The sequence below is a fragment of the Streptomyces sp. P9-2 genome (assembly GCF_051903975.1).
Lineage (GTDB): Bacteria > Actinomycetota > Actinomycetes > Streptomycetales > Streptomycetaceae > Streptomyces > Streptomyces cellulosae.
On record NZ_CP192633.1, the window covers coordinates 1,943,763 to 1,961,757 of the forward strand.

A 17,995-nucleotide genomic window follows, 5' to 3' on the forward strand; every position below is an offset into this window, starting at 1 on the left:
CGAACCCGCGGGAACCGCAGACCGCAACCGCCCCCTAGGTGTGCTGACCGGGCAGGTTGGTGACGCGGCTGGCTGGTGGGTGGCCGCCGATGCCGGTGTGGGGGCGGTGGTAGTTGTACCAGTGCAGCCAGTCGGTGAACGCTTCCCTGCGCTCGTGGTCTGAGGTGTAGGGCCGCTGGTAGGCCCATTCGTCGAGCAGGGTGCGGTGGAAGCGTTCGACCTTGCCGTTGGTCTGGGGCCGCCAAGGCCTGGTCCAGCGGGGGCTGATGCCCAGGTCGCGGCAGGTGTCACGCCAGGTGTTCTTGCTGTAGGCCCAGGCGTTGTCGGTCAGGACCCGCTCGATGCGGATGCCCAGCGATGCGAAGTAGGCCGTGGCCCGGACGAGGAAAGCTGCGCAGGTCGGGGCGGTCTCGTCGGGCAGGTCCTCGGTGTAGGCGATCCGGCTGTGGTCGTCGAGGGCGGTATGCAGGTAGGCCCAGCCGGCGCCGTTGGTCCGGCTGCGGTGGCCGTCGGCCCGGCCGAGGGTCTTGTGGCCGCCGCCGTCGGGGATCCTGCCGAGCTTCTTGACGTCGATGTGGACCAGTTCGCCGGGTCGGGCGCGTTCGTAGCGGCGGACGGGTTCGCCGGTGGCCCGGTCCAGGGCCCTCAGAGGCGGCTGGCCGTGCCGCTGGAGGATGCGGTGGGCGGTGGAGGCCGCGATGTGGCACCGGACGGCCAGCCGCAGCGGGCCGATGCGGTGTTCGCGCCGGAGCCGGAGGACTTCCATCTCGATCTCGGCCGGCGTCCTGCGGGGCTGGTGGTGGGGCCGGCTGGAGCGGTCGTTCATTCCGGCGACGCCGAGCTGCCGGTAGCGGGTGGCCCAGCGGGCGGCGGTGGTGTGGCTGACCTGGAAACGCTCGGCAGCCCGGCGCAGCGGCCAGCCGTCGTCGACGACACAGCGGGCCAGGCGAAGACGCCCGGTCTCGGTCAGCGGGGCATTACGGTGGGGCACGAGGGCCTCCTCGGATCGGTGCAGATGTCGCAATCCACACCGAACCCGGAGGCCCTCACCCGTTCAAGAACCCAGCACGCGTGTCACCAACGTCCCCGGACAACACACCTAGGGGCGCGGGGAACTGCGCGACCAGCCACACACAACCCGCACCCACCCAACGACTCACAGCCCCTCCTCCCAAGGAGCCCACATGCCGGTGATCGAGTCAGAAGAACACAAAGCCCTCCGCACAGCCGTGTCCGCCCTCGGCCACAAGTACGGCCGCGCCTACTTCACCCGCACCGTCGAAGAGGACAGGCCCGCCACAGAACTCTGGGCGGAGGCCGCCAAGCTCGGCTACCTCGGCGTCAACCTCCCGGAGGAGCACGGCGGCGGAGGCGGCGGCATCTCCGAACTCTCCATCGTCCTGGAGGAACTGGGCGCCGCGGGCTGCCCCCTCCTCCTCATGGTGGTCTCACCGGCCATCTGCGGCACGGTCATCGCCCGCTTCGGCACCGAGGAGCAGAAGCGCGGCTGGCTCCCCGCCCTCGCCGACGGCACCCGCACCATGGCCTTCGGCATCACCGAGCCCGACGCCGGCTCCAACTCCCACCGCATCACCACCACCGCGCGCCGCGACCCCGCCACCGGCGACTGGATCCTCACCGGACGCAAGGTGTTCGTCTCGGGGGTGGACATCGCCGATGCCACTCTCATCGTCGGCCGCACGGAGGACGCCCGCACCGGCCGCCTGAAGCCCTGCCTGTTCATCGTCCCGCGCGACACCCCGGGCTTCCAGCGCCACAAGATCGACATGGAACTGAACGCCGCGGAGAAGCAGTTCGAGCTGGTCCTCGACGACGTGCGGCTGCCCGCCGACGCACTGGTCGGCGACGAGGACGCGGGCCTGCTCCAACTGTTCGCCGGCCTCAACCCCGAGCGCATCATGACGGCCGCCTTCGCGATCGGCATGGGCCGCTTCGCGCTGGCCCGCGCCGTCGAGTACGCGCGCGACCGCACCGTATGGAAGGCGCCCATCGGCTCCCACCAGGCGATCGCGCACCCCCTCGCGCAGGCGCACATCGACCTCGAACTGGCCCGCCTGATGATGCAGAAGGCCGCCCACCTCTACGACGCGGGCGACGACATCGGCGCGGGGGAGGCCGCCAACATGGCCAAGTACGCGGCGGCCGAGGCCTGTGTGAAGGCCGTCGACCAGGCCGTGCACACCCTCGGCGGCAACGGCCTCACCCGCGAGTTCGGGCTCGCCCAGCTGATAACCGCCGCGCGCGTGTCTCGTATCGCGCCGGTCAGCCGGGAGATGATTCTCAACTACGTCTCCCACCAGACCCTGGGCCTGCCCAAGTCGTACTAGGCGACCGGCAAGCCTCCCGGCCGTCTTGGAGGAACCATGTTCCGCAGCGCGTACGCAGACGTCACGCCGGTCGAACTCCCCATCCACGACGCGGTGCTGGCCCGCGCCGCCGAGTTCGGGAGCACCCCGGCCCTGATCGACGGCACCGACGGCACCACCCTCACCTACGAACAGCTCGACCGTTTCCACCGGCGGGTAGCCGCCGGACTCGCCGAGGCGGGCGTGCGCAAGGGGGACGTGCTCGCCCTGCACAGCCCCAACACGATCGCCTTCCCCACCGCCTTCTACGCGGCGACCCGCGCGGGCGCCGCCGTCACCACCGTGCACCCGCTCGCCACGCCCGAGGAGTTCGCCAGGCAGCTCGAGGACAGCGCGGCGAGGTGGATCGTGACCGTGTCGCCCCTGCTGGACAGCGCGCGCCGGGCCGCCGAACTCGCGGGCGGCGTCGAGGAGATCTTCGTCTGCGACAGCGCGCCCGGACACCGCTCGCTGATCGACATGCTGGGCTGCACGGGCCCCGAGCCGGCCGTCGGCATCGACCCGGTCGAGGACGTCGCCGCGCTGCCGTACTCCTCCGGCACCACCGGCACACCCAAGGGCGTGATGCTCACCCACCGGCAGATCGCCACCAACCTCGCCCAGCTCCAGCCGTCGATCACGGCCGGACCCGGCGACCGCGTCCTCGCCGTGCTGCCGTTCTTCCACATCTACGGCCTCACCGCGCTGATGAACGCCCCGCTGCGGCAGGGCGCCACCGTGGTCGTGCTGCCGCGCTTCGACCTGGAGACGTTCCTCGCGGCCATCCAGAACCACCGCATCACCGCCCTGTACGTCGCCCCGCCGATCGTGCTGGCCCTCGCCAAGCACCCGCTGGTCGCCGAGTACGACCTGTCGTCCCTGAAGCACGTCATCAGCGCCGCCGCGCCCCTGGACGCCAAGCTCGCCGCCGCCTGCGCGCAGCGGCTCGGCCTGCCGCCGGTCGGGCAGGCGTACGGCATGACGGAGCTGTCGCCCGGCACCCATGTCGTCCCGCTGGACCTCATGGACCAGGCGCCGCCCGGCACCGTCGGCAAGCTCATCGCCGGCACCGAGATGCGGATCGTGTCCCTGGACGACCCCGGCAAGGACCTCGGTCCCGGCGAGTCCGGCGAGATCCTCATCCGCGGCCCGCAGGTGATGAAGGGCTACCTCGGACGCCCCGACGCCACCGCCGCGATGATCGACGAGGACGGGTGGCTGCACACCGGGGACGTCGGCCACGTCGACGACGACGGGTGGCTGTTCGTCGTCGACCGGGTGAAGGAGCTCATCAAGTACAAGGGCTTCCAGGTGGCGCCCGCCGAGCTGGAGGCGCTGCTGCTCACCCACCCCGGCGTCGCCGACGCCGCCGTCATCGGCGTCTACAACGAGGACGGCAACGAGGTCCCGCACGCCTTCGTCGTCCGCCACCCCTCCGCCCCGGACCTCACCGAGGGCGAGGTCATGATGTACGTCGCCGAACGCGTCGCCCCGTACAAGCGGGTCCGGCACGTCACCTTCATCGACGGCGTGCCCCGCGCCGCCTCCGGAAAGATCCTGCGCCGCGAACTCCGGGCGGCGCACAAGGAGCCCTCGTGACCCTGATCGGCCGCAGTCGCACCCGCGGCGTCGAGACGCTGTCCCTCAACGCCCCGGAGCGCCGCAACGCCCTGTCCGCCGCCCTCGTCGGCGACCTCGCCGCCGCGCTCACCGACGCCGGGAAGGACCCCGGCGTCCGCGCGGTGGTCCTCACCCACACCGGCAACACGTTCAGCGCGGGCGCCGACCTGAAGGACCCGCCCGCGCCCGCCTCGCTGGTCGGTCTGCTCCGGCAGATCGTCGAGCTGCCCAAACCGGTCGTCGCCCGCGTCACCGGGCACGTCCGCGCGGGCGGGCTCGGGCTGCTCGCCGCCTGCGACATCGGCGTCGCCTCCCGTACGGCGACGTTCGCCTTCACCGAGGTGCGGATCGGGGTCGCCCCGGCGGTGATCTCCCTGCCGCTGCTGCCCCGCACCGACCCGCGGGCGCTGACCCGCTACTACCTCACCGGGGAACGCTTCGACGCCGACGAGGCCGCGCGCATCGGCCTGCTGACGGCGGCCGGCGAGGACGTGGACGAGACGTTGGAGCCGGTCCTCGACGGTCTGCGCCGGTCCGCGCCCGAGGCCCTCGCCGAGACGAAACGGCTGCTCACGGCTAAGGTTCTGGAGACCTTCGACCGGGACGCGGACGCCCTGACCGCGCTCTCGGCACGCCTCTTCGCCTCCGCGCCCGCGCGCGAGGGCATGACGGCGTTCCTCGAACGACGGGATCCGGAATGGGCGGTGTGAACGCGGCATGGGCGAGGTGAACACGGCCGACCGTGCCGCACGCGTGCCCAAGCAGGACCGCAGCCGGGCCACCCGGCAGCGGCTCCTGGAGGCCGCCGTGGCCTGCCTCGCCGAACACGGCTGGGCGGGCTCCACGGTCTCCGTCGTCGCCGAACGGGCCGGCGTCTCCCGGGGCGCCGCCCAGCACCACTTCCCCACGCGGGAGGACCTCTTCACGGCCGCCGTGGAGTACGTCGCCGAGGAACGCTCCACGGCTCTGCGCGCCCTCTTCCCCGAAGGCGCCGCGGCCGCCGACCGCCGCGCGGTGGTCGCCGCCCTCGTCGACCTCTACACCGGGCCTCTCTTCCGCGCCGCCCTGCACCTGTGGGTGGCCGCCTCCAACGAGGAGCAGCTGCGGCCTCGGGTGACGGAGCTGGAGCTGCGCGTCGGACGCGACTCGCACCGCATCGCCGTGGAACTCCTCGGCGCGGACGAGTCCCGCCCCGGCGTCCGCGAGACCGTCCAGGGCTTTCTCGACATGGCCCGCGGCCTGGGCCTGGCCAACCTCCTCTCCGACGACACCGCCCGCCGCGAACGGGTCGTCGCCCAGTGGGCGGACCTCCTGGACGAGGCGCTGCGCTGAGGTCACTGTCGGTGGCCGGGCCTACGGTGTCCGTCATGGGTGACTACTTCCAGACGATCGTCGACCTCGACGCGAGCCCGGAGGAGGCGGCGGCCTACGCGGACCGCGGTCTCGCGTGGCTGCTGTCCGAGGGCATGGTCCTGCCCGACCGGACCGACTGCGTGCTGGGCGCACCGCTGGGGCACCCGCCGGGCCCGAACTGGGCCGGCGTCTGCGGCCCGGAGGACGCCTCCTGGGAACCGGGCGGCGGCCTGGACGTGCAGGTCGGCCGCACGGTCTTCAGCGCCGGCCAGGGCGAGCCGGAGGCGGTCACCTGCCCCCGCTGCGAGGCCACGACCCGGCTGATCACCGACACCTGGCAGTCGGACGACGAGGCCTGGGAGCCGTTCGGCGCCGCCCTGCGCACCTGGGACGAGGAGGGGGAGGCCGACGTCGTCTGCCCCGCCTGCGCCGCCTCCGTCCCGCTTCCCGAGTACCGCTGGGCGGACGACTTCTTCGCCTTCGCCCACCTGGGCTTCGAGTTCTGGAACTGGCCGCACTTCTCGGACGAGTTCCTCACCCGCTTCGCGGACGTCTTCGAGGGCCACAGGACGGTACGGGTCTGGGGCAAGCTCTGAGGACGCGCCGAGGCGCGCAGACTCTCACGGCGCGTGACGGCGCGCCCGCGCGCGGCCAGGGCGCCGGGGCCCGGCCCTCCGCACCGGCGCCCCGGGGGACGCCTGCGACGAATCCCACGGCGACTCCGTGCGCCGGGCTGCCCGGACGGCGTCCCGTGCCGCGCGTTGCAGGCGCGCAAGGGCGTTACCTGGTGTCAGGCATCTCGCGGGCGGGGCCCGACGCCACGCGGTCACGCGAGGTGAGGGCGCCCCAGGGCCGGCTGCTCGTCGCTCTGCGTGCGAGGTCTCGGGCGGCGGCCACGGCCTCGTCCGGCGGGCGCGGCGGGACCGTTTGCCGAGCGTAGCGGCGTCCCACGGCCGCGGGAGAGGCACGGGGGCGGGACACCCGGTCCGTCGTCCTCGCGTGTCTCGGCGGCGCAGTGCCCGGGGCCTGAGCGGCGGCGCTCGCGGTGACGGCTTTGCTGTACGCCTGCCCGGCCGGGCTGCCCGCGGGACGATCCGGCGCGCCCCGCAGGGAGACCGCTCACGGCGCGAGCCGCTCCACCCTCCAGCCGCCGCCCGGCACGGCCACGTACCGCAGGCGGTCGTGGAGGCGGTTCTCGCGGCCCTGCCAGAACTCCACCGTCTCCGGGACCACCCGGAAGCCGCCCCAGTGCGGGGGCACCGGGACCCGCTCGGGTTCCGGATAGCGCGCCGCCAGGGCGGCGTACGCCGTGTCCAGTTCCTCGCGGGACGCGATCACCGTCGACTGGCCGCTGGCCCACGCCCCCAGCTGGGACCCGTGCGGCCGCGTGCGGAAGTACGCGGCCGTCTCGTCGCGCCCGGTGCGCCGCGCCGTGCCGGTGACGATGACCTGCCGGGCGACCGGATGCCACGGGAACAGCAGCGAGACGTGCGGGTTCTCGGCCAGATCGCGGCCCTTGCGGGACTCGTAGTTCGTGTAGAACACGAACCCGCTCTCGTCGAAGTGCTTCAGCAGCACCGTGCGCGAACTCGGCCGGCCCGCCGCGTCCGCGGTCGACACGATCATGGCGTTCGGCTCGAACAGCCCGCCCTCCCGCGCGGCCTGCGCGAACCAGCGCGCGAACTGCTCGACGGGGGTGGCGGCGAGGTCGGTCTCGGAGAGCCCCTCGGTCCGGTACTGCTTGCGCATCGAGGCGAGATCGAGGGGGACGGCGTCTCGGTCGGTCACGCCGTCATCCTGCCGTATCCGCCCAGGCCGCGAGGGAGTGGTGGCCCACGTCACAGACAGCCGGTGCCCAACCTCACGGGTGGCACTCAGTGCCGCGAACCCTCCCCAAAACTGGCACTCAGGGATATCGTGCTGGCACTGATCCGGTTGGGTGACCGCCAGCCGGGCATCACAGGGGTGACGTCCAGACCGCGAGTTTTCACCGAGCCGACCGCGGATCCCCCGGACCCACACCGATCGCGCCACGACACATGGTCGTCCCACCCCACAACACCATCTGTCACCCACCTATCGAGGGAGCCGCCTGATGTCCGACTTCGTACCCGGGCTCGAAGGAGTCGTCGCGTTCGAGACGGAGATCGCCGAACCGGACAAGGAGGGCGGCGCCCTCCGCTACCGGGGCGTCGACATCGAGGACCTGGTCGGTCACGTCTCCTTCGGCAACGTCTGGGGGCTGCTCGTCGACGGGGCGTTCGCGCCCGGACTGCCGCCCGCCGAGCCGTTCCCCATCCCCGTGCACTCCGGCGACATCCGCGTCGACGTGCAGTCCGCGCTCGCCATGCTCGCCCCCGTGTGGGGCCTGAAACCGCTCCTCGACATCGATGCCGAGCAGGCCCGCGAGGACCTCGCCCGCGCCGCCGTCATGGCCCTGTCGTACGTCGCCCAGTCGGCGCGCGGCCAGGGGCTGCCGATGGTGCCGCAGAGCGAGATCGACAAGGCCGAGTCGGTCGTCGAGCGTTTCATGATCCGCTGGCGCGGCGAGCCCGACCCCAAGCACGTCGCCGCCGTCGACGCGTACTGGACGTCGGCCGCCGAGCACGGCATGAACGCCTCCACGTTCACCGCCCGCGTCATCGCCTCCACCGGGGCGGACGTCGCCGCCGCGCTCTCCGGGGCCGTCGGCGCCATGTCCGGCCCGCTGCACGGCGGCGCCCCCTCGCGCGTGCTGCACATGATCGAGGAGATCGAGCGCACCGGGGACGCCGACGCGTACGTCCGCAAGACCCTCGACAAGGGCGAGCGCCTGATGGGATTCGGCCACCGCGTCTACCGCGCGGAGGACCCCCGCGCCCGCGTGCTGCGCCGCACCGCCCGCGAGCTGGGCGCGCCGCGCTACGAGGTCGCCGAGGCGCTGGAGAAGGCCGCGCTGGCCGAGCTGCACGCCCGCCGCCCGGACCGGGTGCTGGCCACGAACGTGGAGTTCTGGGCCGCGATCGTGCTGGACTTCGCGGAGGTCCCGGCGCACATGTTCACGTCGATGTTCACCTGCGCCCGCACCGCGGGCTGGTCGGCGCACATCCTGGAGCAGAAGCGCACGGGCCGGCTGGTCCGCCCGTCGGCCCGCTACGTGGGCCCGGGCCCGCGCGACCCGCGCGACGTCGAGGGCTACGCGTCCCTCGCGCACTGAGCGCCCTGAGCCCTTCGAAGGGCTGAGAGCCTTCGGAAACGCAGGCGACCCGCGAGTCTGGTTCCCCCTCGGGGGAGCCGGCCGGACGTTACCGGCGACTCGCGGGTCGGGTGACTGCGTTGGATTAGGCCGGTCGCGTGCATCTCGCGCACGCCGGTCCGGCGCCGAACCGAGTACGACGGCGGGCCACTAGCCCGCAGCCACCTCTTCCGTCCGGTTGTCATACATCTGCCGAACCACCTCCTTTCCGAAGTACCGCCACCCTAAGAACCGCCCGCCGCCGGATCAACCACTTTTTTGTGCCGGCCTTCCCCATCGGCCGGACCCCGTGCGAACCGGTCCCCGGCACGGGGTCTTTTACCTCGTGAAAGCGTGGGTACCAGGGAGCAGGCAACAATTCCCACAATCTTGTCGGGAACTCGATGTGCGCTGGGTCACGTTCAAGTTGAATGATTGTTGGTGAGCGAATCGTCGTGCCGTACGTGCGGACACAGCCTGCAGGGGGTTCAGGTGAGTGCATCCCGGCGTAGTGGGGCCACCGACGAGCTGGGGCCGGAGGGGCCCGAGCCCGAGCGGGACGGGCCTGGTGGCTCCGACCTGCTCGCGGCGCTGCTCGACGGCATGGACGCCGCCCTGTGCGCCTTCGACGCGGACGGCGTGGTGACCCACTGGAACCGTGAGGCCGAACGCATCCTCGGCTGGACCGCCGAGGAGGCGGTCGGGCGCGCCGGTTTCGCCGGGTGGGCCGTGCGCAGCGCGGACGCCGAGGAGGTCGAGGCGCGGCTGATGTCGGCCATGGACGCGCCCGGCCGGCAGGTCAACGAGTTCGCGCTGCTCACCAAGGACGGCCGCCGGGTCCTGGTGCGCACCCAGTCCGCCGCCGTACGCGGTCCCGACGGCAAGCCCGCCGGCGTGTACTGCGCGTTCAGCGAGGTCCACGCGCAGATCGACCTGGAGCGTTCCATCGCGCTGAGCGAGGCGCTGCTGGAGGACGCCGGCTGGGGCGTCGTCCTCGTCGACGCCGACCTGCGTCCCGCCGTCGTCAACGCGTACGCGGCACGGGCGCTCGGCGCGGGCCGTACGTCGGTGCTGGGGCGGCCGCTGGGGGAGCTGCTGTCGCAGGGTGTGGAGGAGCTGGAGAGCGCCCTCACCCATGTGCTCGCCGAGGGCGCGCCGCCCGCGCCGGCCGAGCTGTGGGTGACCGTGCGGACGCCCGAGGGCGAGCGCCGGCGCTGCTGGCGGAACGGCTTCGTGCGGCTGTCGTCGCCGCTCGCGGAGGAGCCGGTGCCGCTGGGTGTGGGCTGGCTGTTCCAGGACGTGACCGAGACGCGGCAGGGCGAGCAGGAGGCGTCGCTGCTGCGGTTCCGTGCCCAGCAGCTGCACCGGGCCGCCCGTGCGGCGGCGGAGTGCGAGAACCCGGCCGAGGCGGCCACCGTCCACCTCGACTTCGCACTCGCCGGGTTCGCCGACCACGCGCTGATCGACCGGGTCGCCGAGGGCGGCACCGACACCGACCGGGTCCGCCTGGTGCGGATCGCGGAGACCCCGTCGGGCGCCCCGGGCCCCAGCCGCCTCGAAGGGCGGGCGGGCCTGCCGGTGCTGTACGCCGACGGGCACCCTGCCCTGCAGTGCGTGGAGCGCGCCGGGACGGTGCGGGCGGGCGCGGGCTCGCTCAAGGCGGGCGCGGCACGCGAGTGGGCGCTGGCCCGCCAGTGGCCTCAGGACACGGTCCACGCCCTGTGCACGGTCCTGCGCAGCCGCGGCCGCACGCTTGGTGCCGTGACGTTTCTGCGCACGTCCAACCGCACGGCTTTCGAGCGCGCGGACGCGATGTACGCGGAGGACGTGGCGGCGCACATCGCGTCCGCGCTGGATCTGGCGGCGCTGCTTCCCGGGGAGGGGTGAGGGGCCGGTCGCGACGGGCGCGGACGTCGGCTGCGGGTCCGTGGTGGCCGGTCGCGCAGTTCCCCGCGCCCCTTCGGGGCGCGACCCCGCCGTCACCGTTGAGGGGCGCGGGGAACCGCGCGCCACGCCCCCGCCGGGCCGCGGACGAAGGCTCGCCGTGAGCAGCGCCTGCCCGGGGCGACCCAGGTCGTACCGGGCTCAGTGCTGGTAGAAGATCCGGTCGCCGTACTCCGTCATCACGTGCGTGTTCCAGTCGTGGCCGCCGTCCACGTTGCCCGAGCGGAGCAGGGGCGGTTCCACGCCGCGGTCGGCGAGGGCGGCCGCGGCGGTGGCCATGACCGCCTGGAGCAGCGCCGAGGTGACGACCGTGGACGCGGGCGCGAACGGCGCGGCCACGCCCTCCCAGGTCAGCTCCGCGTCGCCGACCGCGATCCCCGAGTCCAGCACCAGGTCGCAGTGGTCCTTGAGGAACGTCCCGGAGGGATTCCGTGGCGACGTCTCCGACGCGTACGCCACCGACGTCACGCCGATGACCTTCACGCCCTTGGCGCGTGCCCGCGTCGCCATCTCCACCGGCATCACGTTGCGCCCGGACAGGGAGATGATCACCAGGAGATCGCCCTCCCGCAGCGGGGAGGCGTCCAGCACGGTGCCCGCCAGCCCCTCCACCCGCTCCAGCGCGGACCCGAGCGTGGCCGGACGGACGTCGACGCCGACGACACCCGGCACGGTGAGCAGGTTCATCAGGGCGAGCCCGCCCGCGCGGTAGACGAGGTCCTGCGCGGCGAGCGAGGAGTGGCCCGCGCCGAAGGCGAAGAGCCGCCCGCCGTCGGCGACCGTGTCCGCGATCATGGTGGCCGCCGCCGCGATGGGCCCGGCCTCCTCGTCGCGCAGCCGCCGCAGCAGCCCGATCGCGGCGTCGAGGAACTGACCGGCGGGCGTGCGGTCGCTCATGCGGCTCCCTTCGGGGCGGACATGTCGCGGATCACCGTGCGGTCTGGACCACTGCCGTGTCAATACGGTGTCCGCGGGGTGTCGGGGACACCCCGTCCGCCGCCCGCCGGAGCCGCGCGTTTCCGGGGCGCGGCCCGGTTGTCCGTCGTATGCGTAAGAATTGAGTCTCGGGCCAGCGCACACGCCGGTGAGCCGTCCAGCCTTCCGGCAGAGCCAATCCGCAGATCTCATCGAGGGGCATGTATGTCCGGACTGATCGACACCACGGAGATGTATCTCCGCACCATCCTCGAGCTGGAGGAGGAAGGTGTGGTCCCCATGCGCGCCCGGATCGCCGAGCGGCTCGACCAGAGCGGGCCGACCGTCAGCCAGACGGTGGCGCGGATGGAGCGTGACGGCCTGGTGTCCGTCGCCCCGGACCGCCATCTGGAGCTCACGGAGGAGGGCCGCCGGCTGGCCACCCGCGTGATGCGCAAGCACCGTCTCGCCGAGTGTCTCCTGGTCGACGTGATCGGCCTGGAGTGGGAGCAGGTGCACGCCGAGGCGTGTCGCTGGGAGCACGTGATGAGCGAGGCCGTCGAGCGTCGCGTGCTCGAGCTGCTGCGGCACCCGACCGAGTCGCCGTACGGCAACCCGATCCCGGGCCTCGAGGAGCTGGGCGAGACGGACGGCACGGTGCCGTTCCTCGACGAGGGCATGGTGTCGCTGGCCGACCTGGACCCGGGCGCCGAGGGCAAGACGGTCGTGGTGCGCCGGATCGGCGAGCCGATCCAGACGGACGCGCAGCTGATGTACTCGCTGCGCCGGGCGGGCGTGCAGCCCGGCTCGGTGGTGAGCGTGACGGAGTCCGCGGGCGGCGTGCTGGTGGGCAGCAGCGGCGAGGCGGCGGAGCTGGAGTCGGAGGTCGCCTCGCACGTGTTCGTCGCGAAGCCCTGACGCGTCGACGCCCTCCGCGGCCGGCGGGACCACCGGGGCCCAGGAGGCGCAAGACTCCCGCCCGCCGGACGTGAACGCGCCGAATAACCCGCCGGATCCGGCTGTGCCGCGTCCGCGTTGCGCCGAATCGCAGCGTTCGCCGGGCCGGCGTGCGAGGCTGTCGCGTGAGGCATATGACCTGAGGGGTTCTTGGCCCGGTGGCGTGGAGGCCGCCCGGGCCGGGGAGGGGCGGGACGATGTGCCGTGACCACGTGAGGAGCCCCGGCGCCGCACGGCGCCGGGGCCTGTCCTCCCCTGTGCTGACCCGGAGCCCCGAGCTCCCAGGGTCATTCCCCTCGGACCGATTTCCCCGAGCGGTCCGCCTCCCGCTGAAGATCTCCCCAGGCCCGCGCCGGACAATCCCCGCGGGGGGTCACTCGAACGAGGGGTGTTGCCGGACAGAAGGGCATTATCGAATACCCATTCGATAGCGTGCGGCAGTGGCAACAGGCAGAGACCGGCGGCCGGCGGGGGGCCGGAGCGCCGGCGACGGACAGGGTCAGTGGGCAGGCAGCGAGCTTGGGGGGTGCCAGACCATGGCGCGACGCATCGACGTGACGGGGGCGGACGGCGTACGCCTGGCCGCCTGGGAGTTCGGCGACCCGGCCAAGGCCGGAGCCGAGGGGGGAGCCACGCCGGACGCGCCCGGCGTGCTGTTACTGCACGGCCTGATGGGCCGCGCCTCGCACTGGGCGTCCACCGCCCGCCGCCTCTCCGCGCGGCACCGCGCGGTCGCCCTCGACCAGCGCGGCCACGGCCGCAGCGAGAAGCCCCCCGAGGGCGCCTTCACCCGCGACGCCTACGTCGACGACGCGGAGGCCGCCCTGGAACAGCTCGCCCTCGGCCCCGCCGTCCTCATCGGCCACGCGATGGGCGCCCTCACCGCCTGGCAGCTGGCCGCGAAACGCCCCGACCTGGTCCGCGGCCTGGTCATCTGCGACATGCGGGCCTCCGCCCTCGGAGGCGCCTCGCAGCGCGAGTGGGCGGAGTGGTTCACGTCCTGGCCGGTCCCCTTCGCCACCCTCGCCGACGTACGGAAGTGGTTCGGCGAGGACGACCCCTGGGTGGAGCGCCCCAACCCGGCCCGCGGCGAGTTCTACGCCGAGGTGATGGCCGAGTCCCCCGACGGCTGGCGCCCCGTCTTCGACCCCGACCAGATGCTCCGCTCCCGCGAGACCTGGGTCCACGACGCCCACTGGGAGGAACTGGCCCAGGTCCGCTGCCCCGCCCTGGTCGTCCGCGGCCTCGACGGCGAACTGGGCCGCGCCGAGGCCCAGGAAATGGTCCGCGTCCTCCCCCGAGGGGAGTACGCCGAGGTCGCCGACGCCGGCCACCTCGTCCACTACGACCAGCCCGAGGCCTGGCTGGCCGCGATCGAACCGTTCCTGGACTCGCTCGACGGGGAGTGAGCGAGCCTGGAGCCGCTGTCTGCCGGGCCCCGGATTCTTACGTCACCCCGCCTTCAGATGCCGTCGGAAGAACCCCGTCGCCGCCTCTCCCGCCGTGGCCGGGTCCTGTGTGGCCGCTCATGTGGGCGGGAGGGACTTGTCCGGCGAGGCGAAGGCGGCGAACAGGGACAGGGACGCTTCGCGGTTGTTGCCTTCGTCGTCCCACTGGAGGAGGACGTGCAGCGGGATCGTGAGCCGGCGGGCCTCCTCGAAGGTCGCGCGTGGGGCGAAGCTGCCCGCGAAGAGCACGGCGGCCTTGGTGCGCGGGTCCGTCACCGTGAGGCGGACGGCGAGGGAGACCAGGCCGCCCGAGAGGTCCACCGGGCCGGCCGGTGATCTCGGGGAGCGCGAGTGCGGCGTCCAGGGCCGCGCGCCATTCCGGGGCCGCCGCGTCCACCAGCGGGAGCACCAGGGCGTCCACGAGATCGTCGTCCACCGGGCCGCCCGCCCGCAGTGTGCGGCGGAGGTCCTCGCGGGCCTGGTTCAGAGCCGGCCAGGACGGGCGGTCGCCGCTGCCGGGGAGTTCGAGCGTGGCCGTCGCGAAACCGTCCGCCGCCGCGTGGGGGGCGCGCGCCACCAGGCGCGGGTACATCGCGTCCAGGCCCAGCGGCGGGTGGCCCAGCAGGATCAGCGGGACGGGCGCGGACGCCCTCGCGGGCGTCCAGAGGAGGCCCGGGACGCCGTCGAGGGTGAAGCCGCGTTCCAGGACGCCGCCGTCGAGGCGTCGTTCCCAGGTGAAGTGCATGGTCGTGCCTTCCGGGAGTGCGCTGCCACGGCGCTCCCGGGCGACCTGCCTGTCACCCGACCGTGACCCCGGAGGGGAGCACCCATGTCGTCGCTGTTGCGGTCACGGGTGTCACCTCCTCGGTTCGAGCACGGTCACGGCGGACGCCGGCAGCGGCTGCCCGTCGCCTGCCATCGGTTTCCCGGGCCCTATCCCTTGCTCACCGCCGTCACGATCTCCGGCAGCCGCGCCGCCGTCTGCGGGGCGGCCAGGCGGAGGCCGCCGTACGTGAGGAGGGCGCCGTAGACCGCGCCGGCCGGGAGGAGGAGCCGGCGGACGTCCTGGCCCGCGTCGTCGAGATTCAGCCAGATCGTCAGGGCGATGACCGGGAGGCAGAGGAGGGCCGCCGCCATCATGCCGCCGAAGATGGAGATCCACGCCAGGCCCACCTGGCCGGGGGCCACGTTCTTGTAACCCTCCTGCGGGACGGAGTACGGGAAGCGCGCCGACGTCCACGCGCCCGTGGCGAGCATCGCGCCGAGCAGCGCGAAGGACAGGCCCAGCGCCTCCGGCAGCCGCGCCCAGTCGTCCAGCATCGCCGTCGTCACCACCGTGACGAGCGTGGCGTACGGGAGGGTGATCAGCAGCAACGCGTAAGCGCGGGCGCGCAGTTCGGCGTAGGCCTCGCGGGCGGAGGAGATCGTCATCGCGACCATCCAGAACGCGGACGTGTCCTGGCCGAACTGGTTGTACATCTGGATGCCGAGCATCCCGGCCGCGAAGCAGGCGAAGTACACCGAGCCGGTGCCCTGCCAGGCGTTGAACACCGGCACGATCAGGCCGATCGCCAGCGACGTCACCCACGCGGCCTTCGTCTTCGGGTCGCGCCAGATGTAGCGCAGGCTGCGCTCCATCACCGTGCCGGTCCTGCCCGCGGGCAGCAGGCGCGCGAGGCCCGTGGAGGGGCGGTCGCGGGCCGCGGAGTCGCCCGTCTGGAGGGTGGAGCCGTCCGGCGCGGTCATCAGCCGGGTCAGGGTGCGCGACCACAGCGCCAGCAGCACCACGAGCGCCCCCGCGCTCACCGCCAACTGCGCGACGGCGGCCCCGTACGCCCCCTCGCCCGCCGCGTGCACCGCGCCGATCGCCGAAGCGCCCGGCAGCCACCGCAGCACGGCCGCGACCGGGTCGAGCTGGTCGAGCCCGCCCGAACCCAGCCGCTGGGCACCGAAATTGACCACCTGCGCGCCGATCGCGACGACCAGCCCGCTGAGCACCGCCAGGTCACGCCCCTTGCGGCTGGTCAGCAGCCGTACGTTCGCCGCCGCCACGGCCCGCGCGAGCGCCACGCACACCAGCAGCGCCAGCGGCACCGCGACGACGCCCACCGCCCACGCGGCCGCGCCCCTGGCGACGGCGATCACCGAACCGACGAGCAGGCACACCGTGAACAGCGGCCCGATGCCCACCAGGGACGCCGCCAGCAGCGCCCGCACCAGCGGACGCGGGCGCAGCGGCAGCATCACCAGGCGGGTCGGGTCGAGCGTCTCGTCGCCGCCGGGGAAGAACAGCGGCATCACCGCCCAGCCCAGCGCCAGCACGGCCACCAGCAGCACCACCAGCGACTCCGCGCCGTCGACGCCCCGCAGCGCCACAAGACCGAGCATCTGCAGCGCGGCGAACAGCAGCGCGATCACGGCGGACGCGATCCAGGCGGCGCGGCGCCCGCCGGACTGGCGCAGCCCGTTGCGCAGCAGGGAGAGCTTCAGCCGGACGACGACCGGAGTGAGGGCGGGCGTGCTCACCGGGCGCCTCCGCCCAGCCAGTCGAGGTCGGACCCGGCGTCGCGGCTGTCCGCGCCGACGAGTTCGAGGAACGCCCGCTGCAGGGACGGCGCGTCGCCGCGCACCTCGGCGAGCGGACCGTGGGCGCGGATCCGGCCGGCGGCCATCACGGCCACCCAGTCGCACAGCGACTCCACCAGTTCCATGACGTGGGAGGAGAACACCACGGTCGCGCCGGAGGCGGTGTAGCGCTCCAGGACGCCCCGGATGGTCTGCGCGGACACCGGGTCGACGCCCTCGAACGGCTCGTCCAGGAACAGTACTTCGGGGTTGTGCAGCAGCGCCGCCGCGAGACCGATCTTCTTGCGCATGCCGGTGGAGTAGTCGACGACGAGCTTGTGCTGGGCGCCGGCCAGGTCGAGCACGTCGAGCAACTGCGTGGCCCGCTTGTCGACCTCCTCGCCGGGCAGCCCGCGCAACCGGCCCGTGTAGGCGAGCAGTTCACGCCCGGACAGCCGCTCGAACAGACGGAGTCCCTCCGGCAGCACGCCGATCCGCGCCTTGACCCGCACCGGGTCGCGCCACACGTCGTGCCCGGCGATCTCGACGGTTCCCTGGTCCGGGCGGAGCAGCCCCGTCACCATGGACAGGGTGGTGGTCTTCCCGGCGCCGTTCGGCCCGACCAGACCGATGAACCGCCCCGCGGGCAGTTCCAGGTCGATCCCGCCGACGGCGACCTGCTCCCCGAACCGCTTCCACAGCCCCTGTACGCGTACGGCAACAGCGCCCACCACGTCTCCCTCCGTCGTCCCCGAGCCTACGGGGACGGCGACGGGGTGCGCGGGCCCGGGGAGTCCGCCGTCACCGGTCCCGGCCGCAGGCGTACGCCAGCGACGGCACCAGCTCCTCCGCGTCCGGCAGCCAGCGGTTCTCCTGGGTGGGCCGGCGCGCCCACTGCACGGCGCCGTGGCGCCCGACCCGCGTCGGCGGCGCGGCCACGTACGACCCCTCGCCCAGGACCGCCAGGTCGAGCGACGACGCCGTCCAGCCGAGCTTGCGCAGCAGCTCCGGAAGCTTCGCCGCCGCACCGGGCAGGACGAAGAACTCCGTGCGCCGGTACGGAGTCAGGGTCACCGGGCCCGGCGTGAGCCCCATCCGTTCCATCCGCGCCAGCGCCAGCAGACCGGCCGTCTCCGGCACGGAGATCGCGTCGAACGCGCGCCCCGTGGGCAGCAGGACCGAGGCGCCGGGCTGCTTCTGCCACATCCGCCGCGCGGCGCTGGCGCTCCCGGTCGCCTGGTCCGCCCAGCCGGGCTCCGCCGGGTGCGCGCCCGGGGCGGAGCACGCCGCGTCACCGCACGAGCAGACGTGCACCCCGTCGACGACCTCGGTCCAGGTGCCCGGCACCACGTCCCAGTGGCGCTCCTCGGCATAGCGCACGGCGGTGTCCAGCAGCGATTCCCCGCGCTGCTTCGGGATCTGTACGGCTTCGGCGCCCGCGATCGTCTCTTCCACGATGAACACAACTTCACCCGTCACCAGGGGTTACGCCCCGCCGTATGCGCGGGGGAGGGGCACCGGTCCCGTCTCCGGGGCGCATGGGTGCATCCGTGGGGGCGCGCGGGGGGATCCGCCACCGCATCGGGGTAACCAGGAGGGGGGTCGGCAGCCGT

Annotated in this window: 15 protein-coding genes and 1 pseudogene; 9 read left to right on the forward strand and 7 right to left on the reverse strand. The window is 73.4% G+C overall.

Annotation, left to right across the window (positions count from 1 at the left end; genetic code table 11):
* Positions 1-34 precede the first annotated feature (34 nt).
* Complete coding sequence (locus tag ACQY0Z_RS09195) at positions 35-991, reverse strand: IS481 family transposase (protein ID WP_439812081.1); 957 nt, start codon at positions 989-991, stop codon at positions 35-37.
* A 193-nt stretch (positions 992-1,184) separates the two neighbouring features.
* Here ACQY0Z_RS09195 and ACQY0Z_RS09200 point away from each other — a divergent pair, with 193 nt between their 5' ends.
* From ACQY0Z_RS09200 to ACQY0Z_RS09220, 5 genes are read left to right on the forward strand one after another with little or no spacing between them, the layout of a single operon-like run.
* The gene (locus ACQY0Z_RS09200) at positions 1,185-2,348 is read left to right on the forward strand and encodes an acyl-CoA dehydrogenase family protein (RefSeq protein ID WP_381724797.1); all 1,164 of its coding nucleotides are present in this window, start codon (positions 1,185-1,187) and stop codon (positions 2,346-2,348) included.
* A 36-nt stretch (positions 2,349-2,384) separates the two neighbouring features.
* Complete coding sequence (locus tag ACQY0Z_RS09205) at positions 2,385-3,965, forward strand: 4-coumarate--CoA ligase family protein (RefSeq protein ID WP_439812082.1); 1,581 nt, start codon at positions 2,385-2,387, stop codon at positions 3,963-3,965.
* On the forward strand, positions 3,962-4,696 hold the full coding sequence (locus tag ACQY0Z_RS09210) for an enoyl-CoA hydratase family protein (RefSeq protein ID WP_347225000.1): 735 nt from the start codon (positions 3,962-3,964) through the stop codon (positions 4,694-4,696). The genes ACQY0Z_RS09205 and ACQY0Z_RS09210 overlap by 4 nt, the downstream gene beginning before the upstream one ends.
* A 7-nt stretch (positions 4,697-4,703) precedes the next feature.
* Positions 4,704-5,318 (forward strand): TetR/AcrR family transcriptional regulator, encoded by a 615-nt coding sequence (locus ACQY0Z_RS09215; RefSeq protein ID WP_189896150.1) that lies wholly within the window; start codon positions 4,704-4,706, stop codon positions 5,316-5,318.
* A 35-nt stretch (positions 5,319-5,353) separates the two neighbouring features.
* Entirely contained in the window at positions 5,354-5,935 is a 582-nt protein-coding gene (locus ACQY0Z_RS09220; protein ID WP_189896149.1) for a hypothetical protein, read from the forward strand.
* A gap of 523 nt (positions 5,936-6,458) precedes the next feature.
* On the opposite strand, the gene pdxH is transcribed toward ACQY0Z_RS09220, so the two are convergent.
* Positions 6,459-7,127 carry a pyridoxamine 5'-phosphate oxidase gene (pdxH, locus tag ACQY0Z_RS09225; protein ID WP_189896147.1) on the reverse strand — a complete coding sequence of 223 codons (669 nt, stop codon included), beginning with the start codon at positions 7,125-7,127 and terminating at the stop codon, positions 6,459-6,461.
* Positions 7,128-7,434: 307 nt separating this feature from the next.
* Here pdxH and ACQY0Z_RS09230 point away from each other — a divergent pair, with 307 nt between their 5' ends.
* The gene (locus ACQY0Z_RS09230; protein WP_189896145.1) at positions 7,435-8,535 is read left to right on the forward strand and encodes a citrate synthase 2; all 1,101 of its coding nucleotides are present in this window, start codon (positions 7,435-7,437) and stop codon (positions 8,533-8,535) included.
* A 510-nt stretch (positions 8,536-9,045) separates the two neighbouring features.
* Positions 9,046-10,440 carry a PAS domain-containing protein gene (locus ACQY0Z_RS09235; RefSeq protein WP_254586989.1) on the forward strand — a complete coding sequence of 465 codons (1,395 nt, stop codon included), beginning with the start codon at positions 9,046-9,048 and terminating at the stop codon, positions 10,438-10,440.
* Positions 10,441-10,638: 198 nt separating this feature from the next.
* On the opposite strand, the gene ACQY0Z_RS09240 is transcribed toward ACQY0Z_RS09235, so the two are convergent.
* Positions 10,639-11,394 carry an SIS domain-containing protein gene (locus ACQY0Z_RS09240; protein ID WP_439812083.1) on the reverse strand — a complete coding sequence of 252 codons (756 nt, stop codon included), beginning with the start codon at positions 11,392-11,394 and terminating at the stop codon, positions 10,639-10,641.
* 243 nt (positions 11,395-11,637) lie between these two features.
* Here ACQY0Z_RS09240 and ACQY0Z_RS09245 point away from each other — a divergent pair, with 243 nt between their 5' ends.
* Entirely contained in the window at positions 11,638-12,330 is a 693-nt protein-coding gene (locus tag ACQY0Z_RS09245) for a metal-dependent transcriptional regulator (RefSeq protein WP_006134258.1), read from the forward strand.
* A gap of 575 nt (positions 12,331-12,905) precedes the next feature.
* Positions 12,906-13,778 (forward strand): alpha/beta fold hydrolase, encoded by an 873-nt coding sequence (locus ACQY0Z_RS09250; RefSeq protein ID WP_439812084.1) that lies wholly within the window; start codon positions 12,906-12,908, stop codon positions 13,776-13,778.
* 42 nt (positions 13,779-13,820) lie between these two features.
* Here the strand turns inward: ACQY0Z_RS09250 and ACQY0Z_RS09255 are convergent.
* From ACQY0Z_RS09255 to ACQY0Z_RS09270, 4 genes and pseudogenes are all read right to left on the reverse strand, one after another.
* Positions 13,821-14,562 (reverse strand): annotated as a pseudogene (locus tag ACQY0Z_RS09255) (alpha/beta hydrolase).
* A 188-nt stretch (positions 14,563-14,750) separates the two neighbouring features.
* Positions 14,751-16,343 (reverse strand): transporter, encoded by a 1,593-nt coding sequence (locus tag ACQY0Z_RS09260; RefSeq protein WP_189896139.1) that lies wholly within the window; start codon positions 16,341-16,343, stop codon positions 14,751-14,753.
* Positions 16,340-17,116 (reverse strand): ABC transporter ATP-binding protein, encoded by a 777-nt coding sequence (locus tag ACQY0Z_RS09265; RefSeq protein ID WP_254586986.1) that lies wholly within the window; start codon positions 17,114-17,116, stop codon positions 16,340-16,342. Before ACQY0Z_RS09265 ends, ACQY0Z_RS09260 begins: the two co-directional genes overlap by 4 nt.
* 67 nt (positions 17,117-17,183) lie before the next feature.
* Complete coding sequence (locus ACQY0Z_RS09270; RefSeq protein WP_254586993.1) at positions 17,184-17,846, reverse strand: bifunctional DNA primase/polymerase; 663 nt, start codon at positions 17,844-17,846, stop codon at positions 17,184-17,186.
* Positions 17,847-17,995 lie beyond the last annotated feature (149 nt).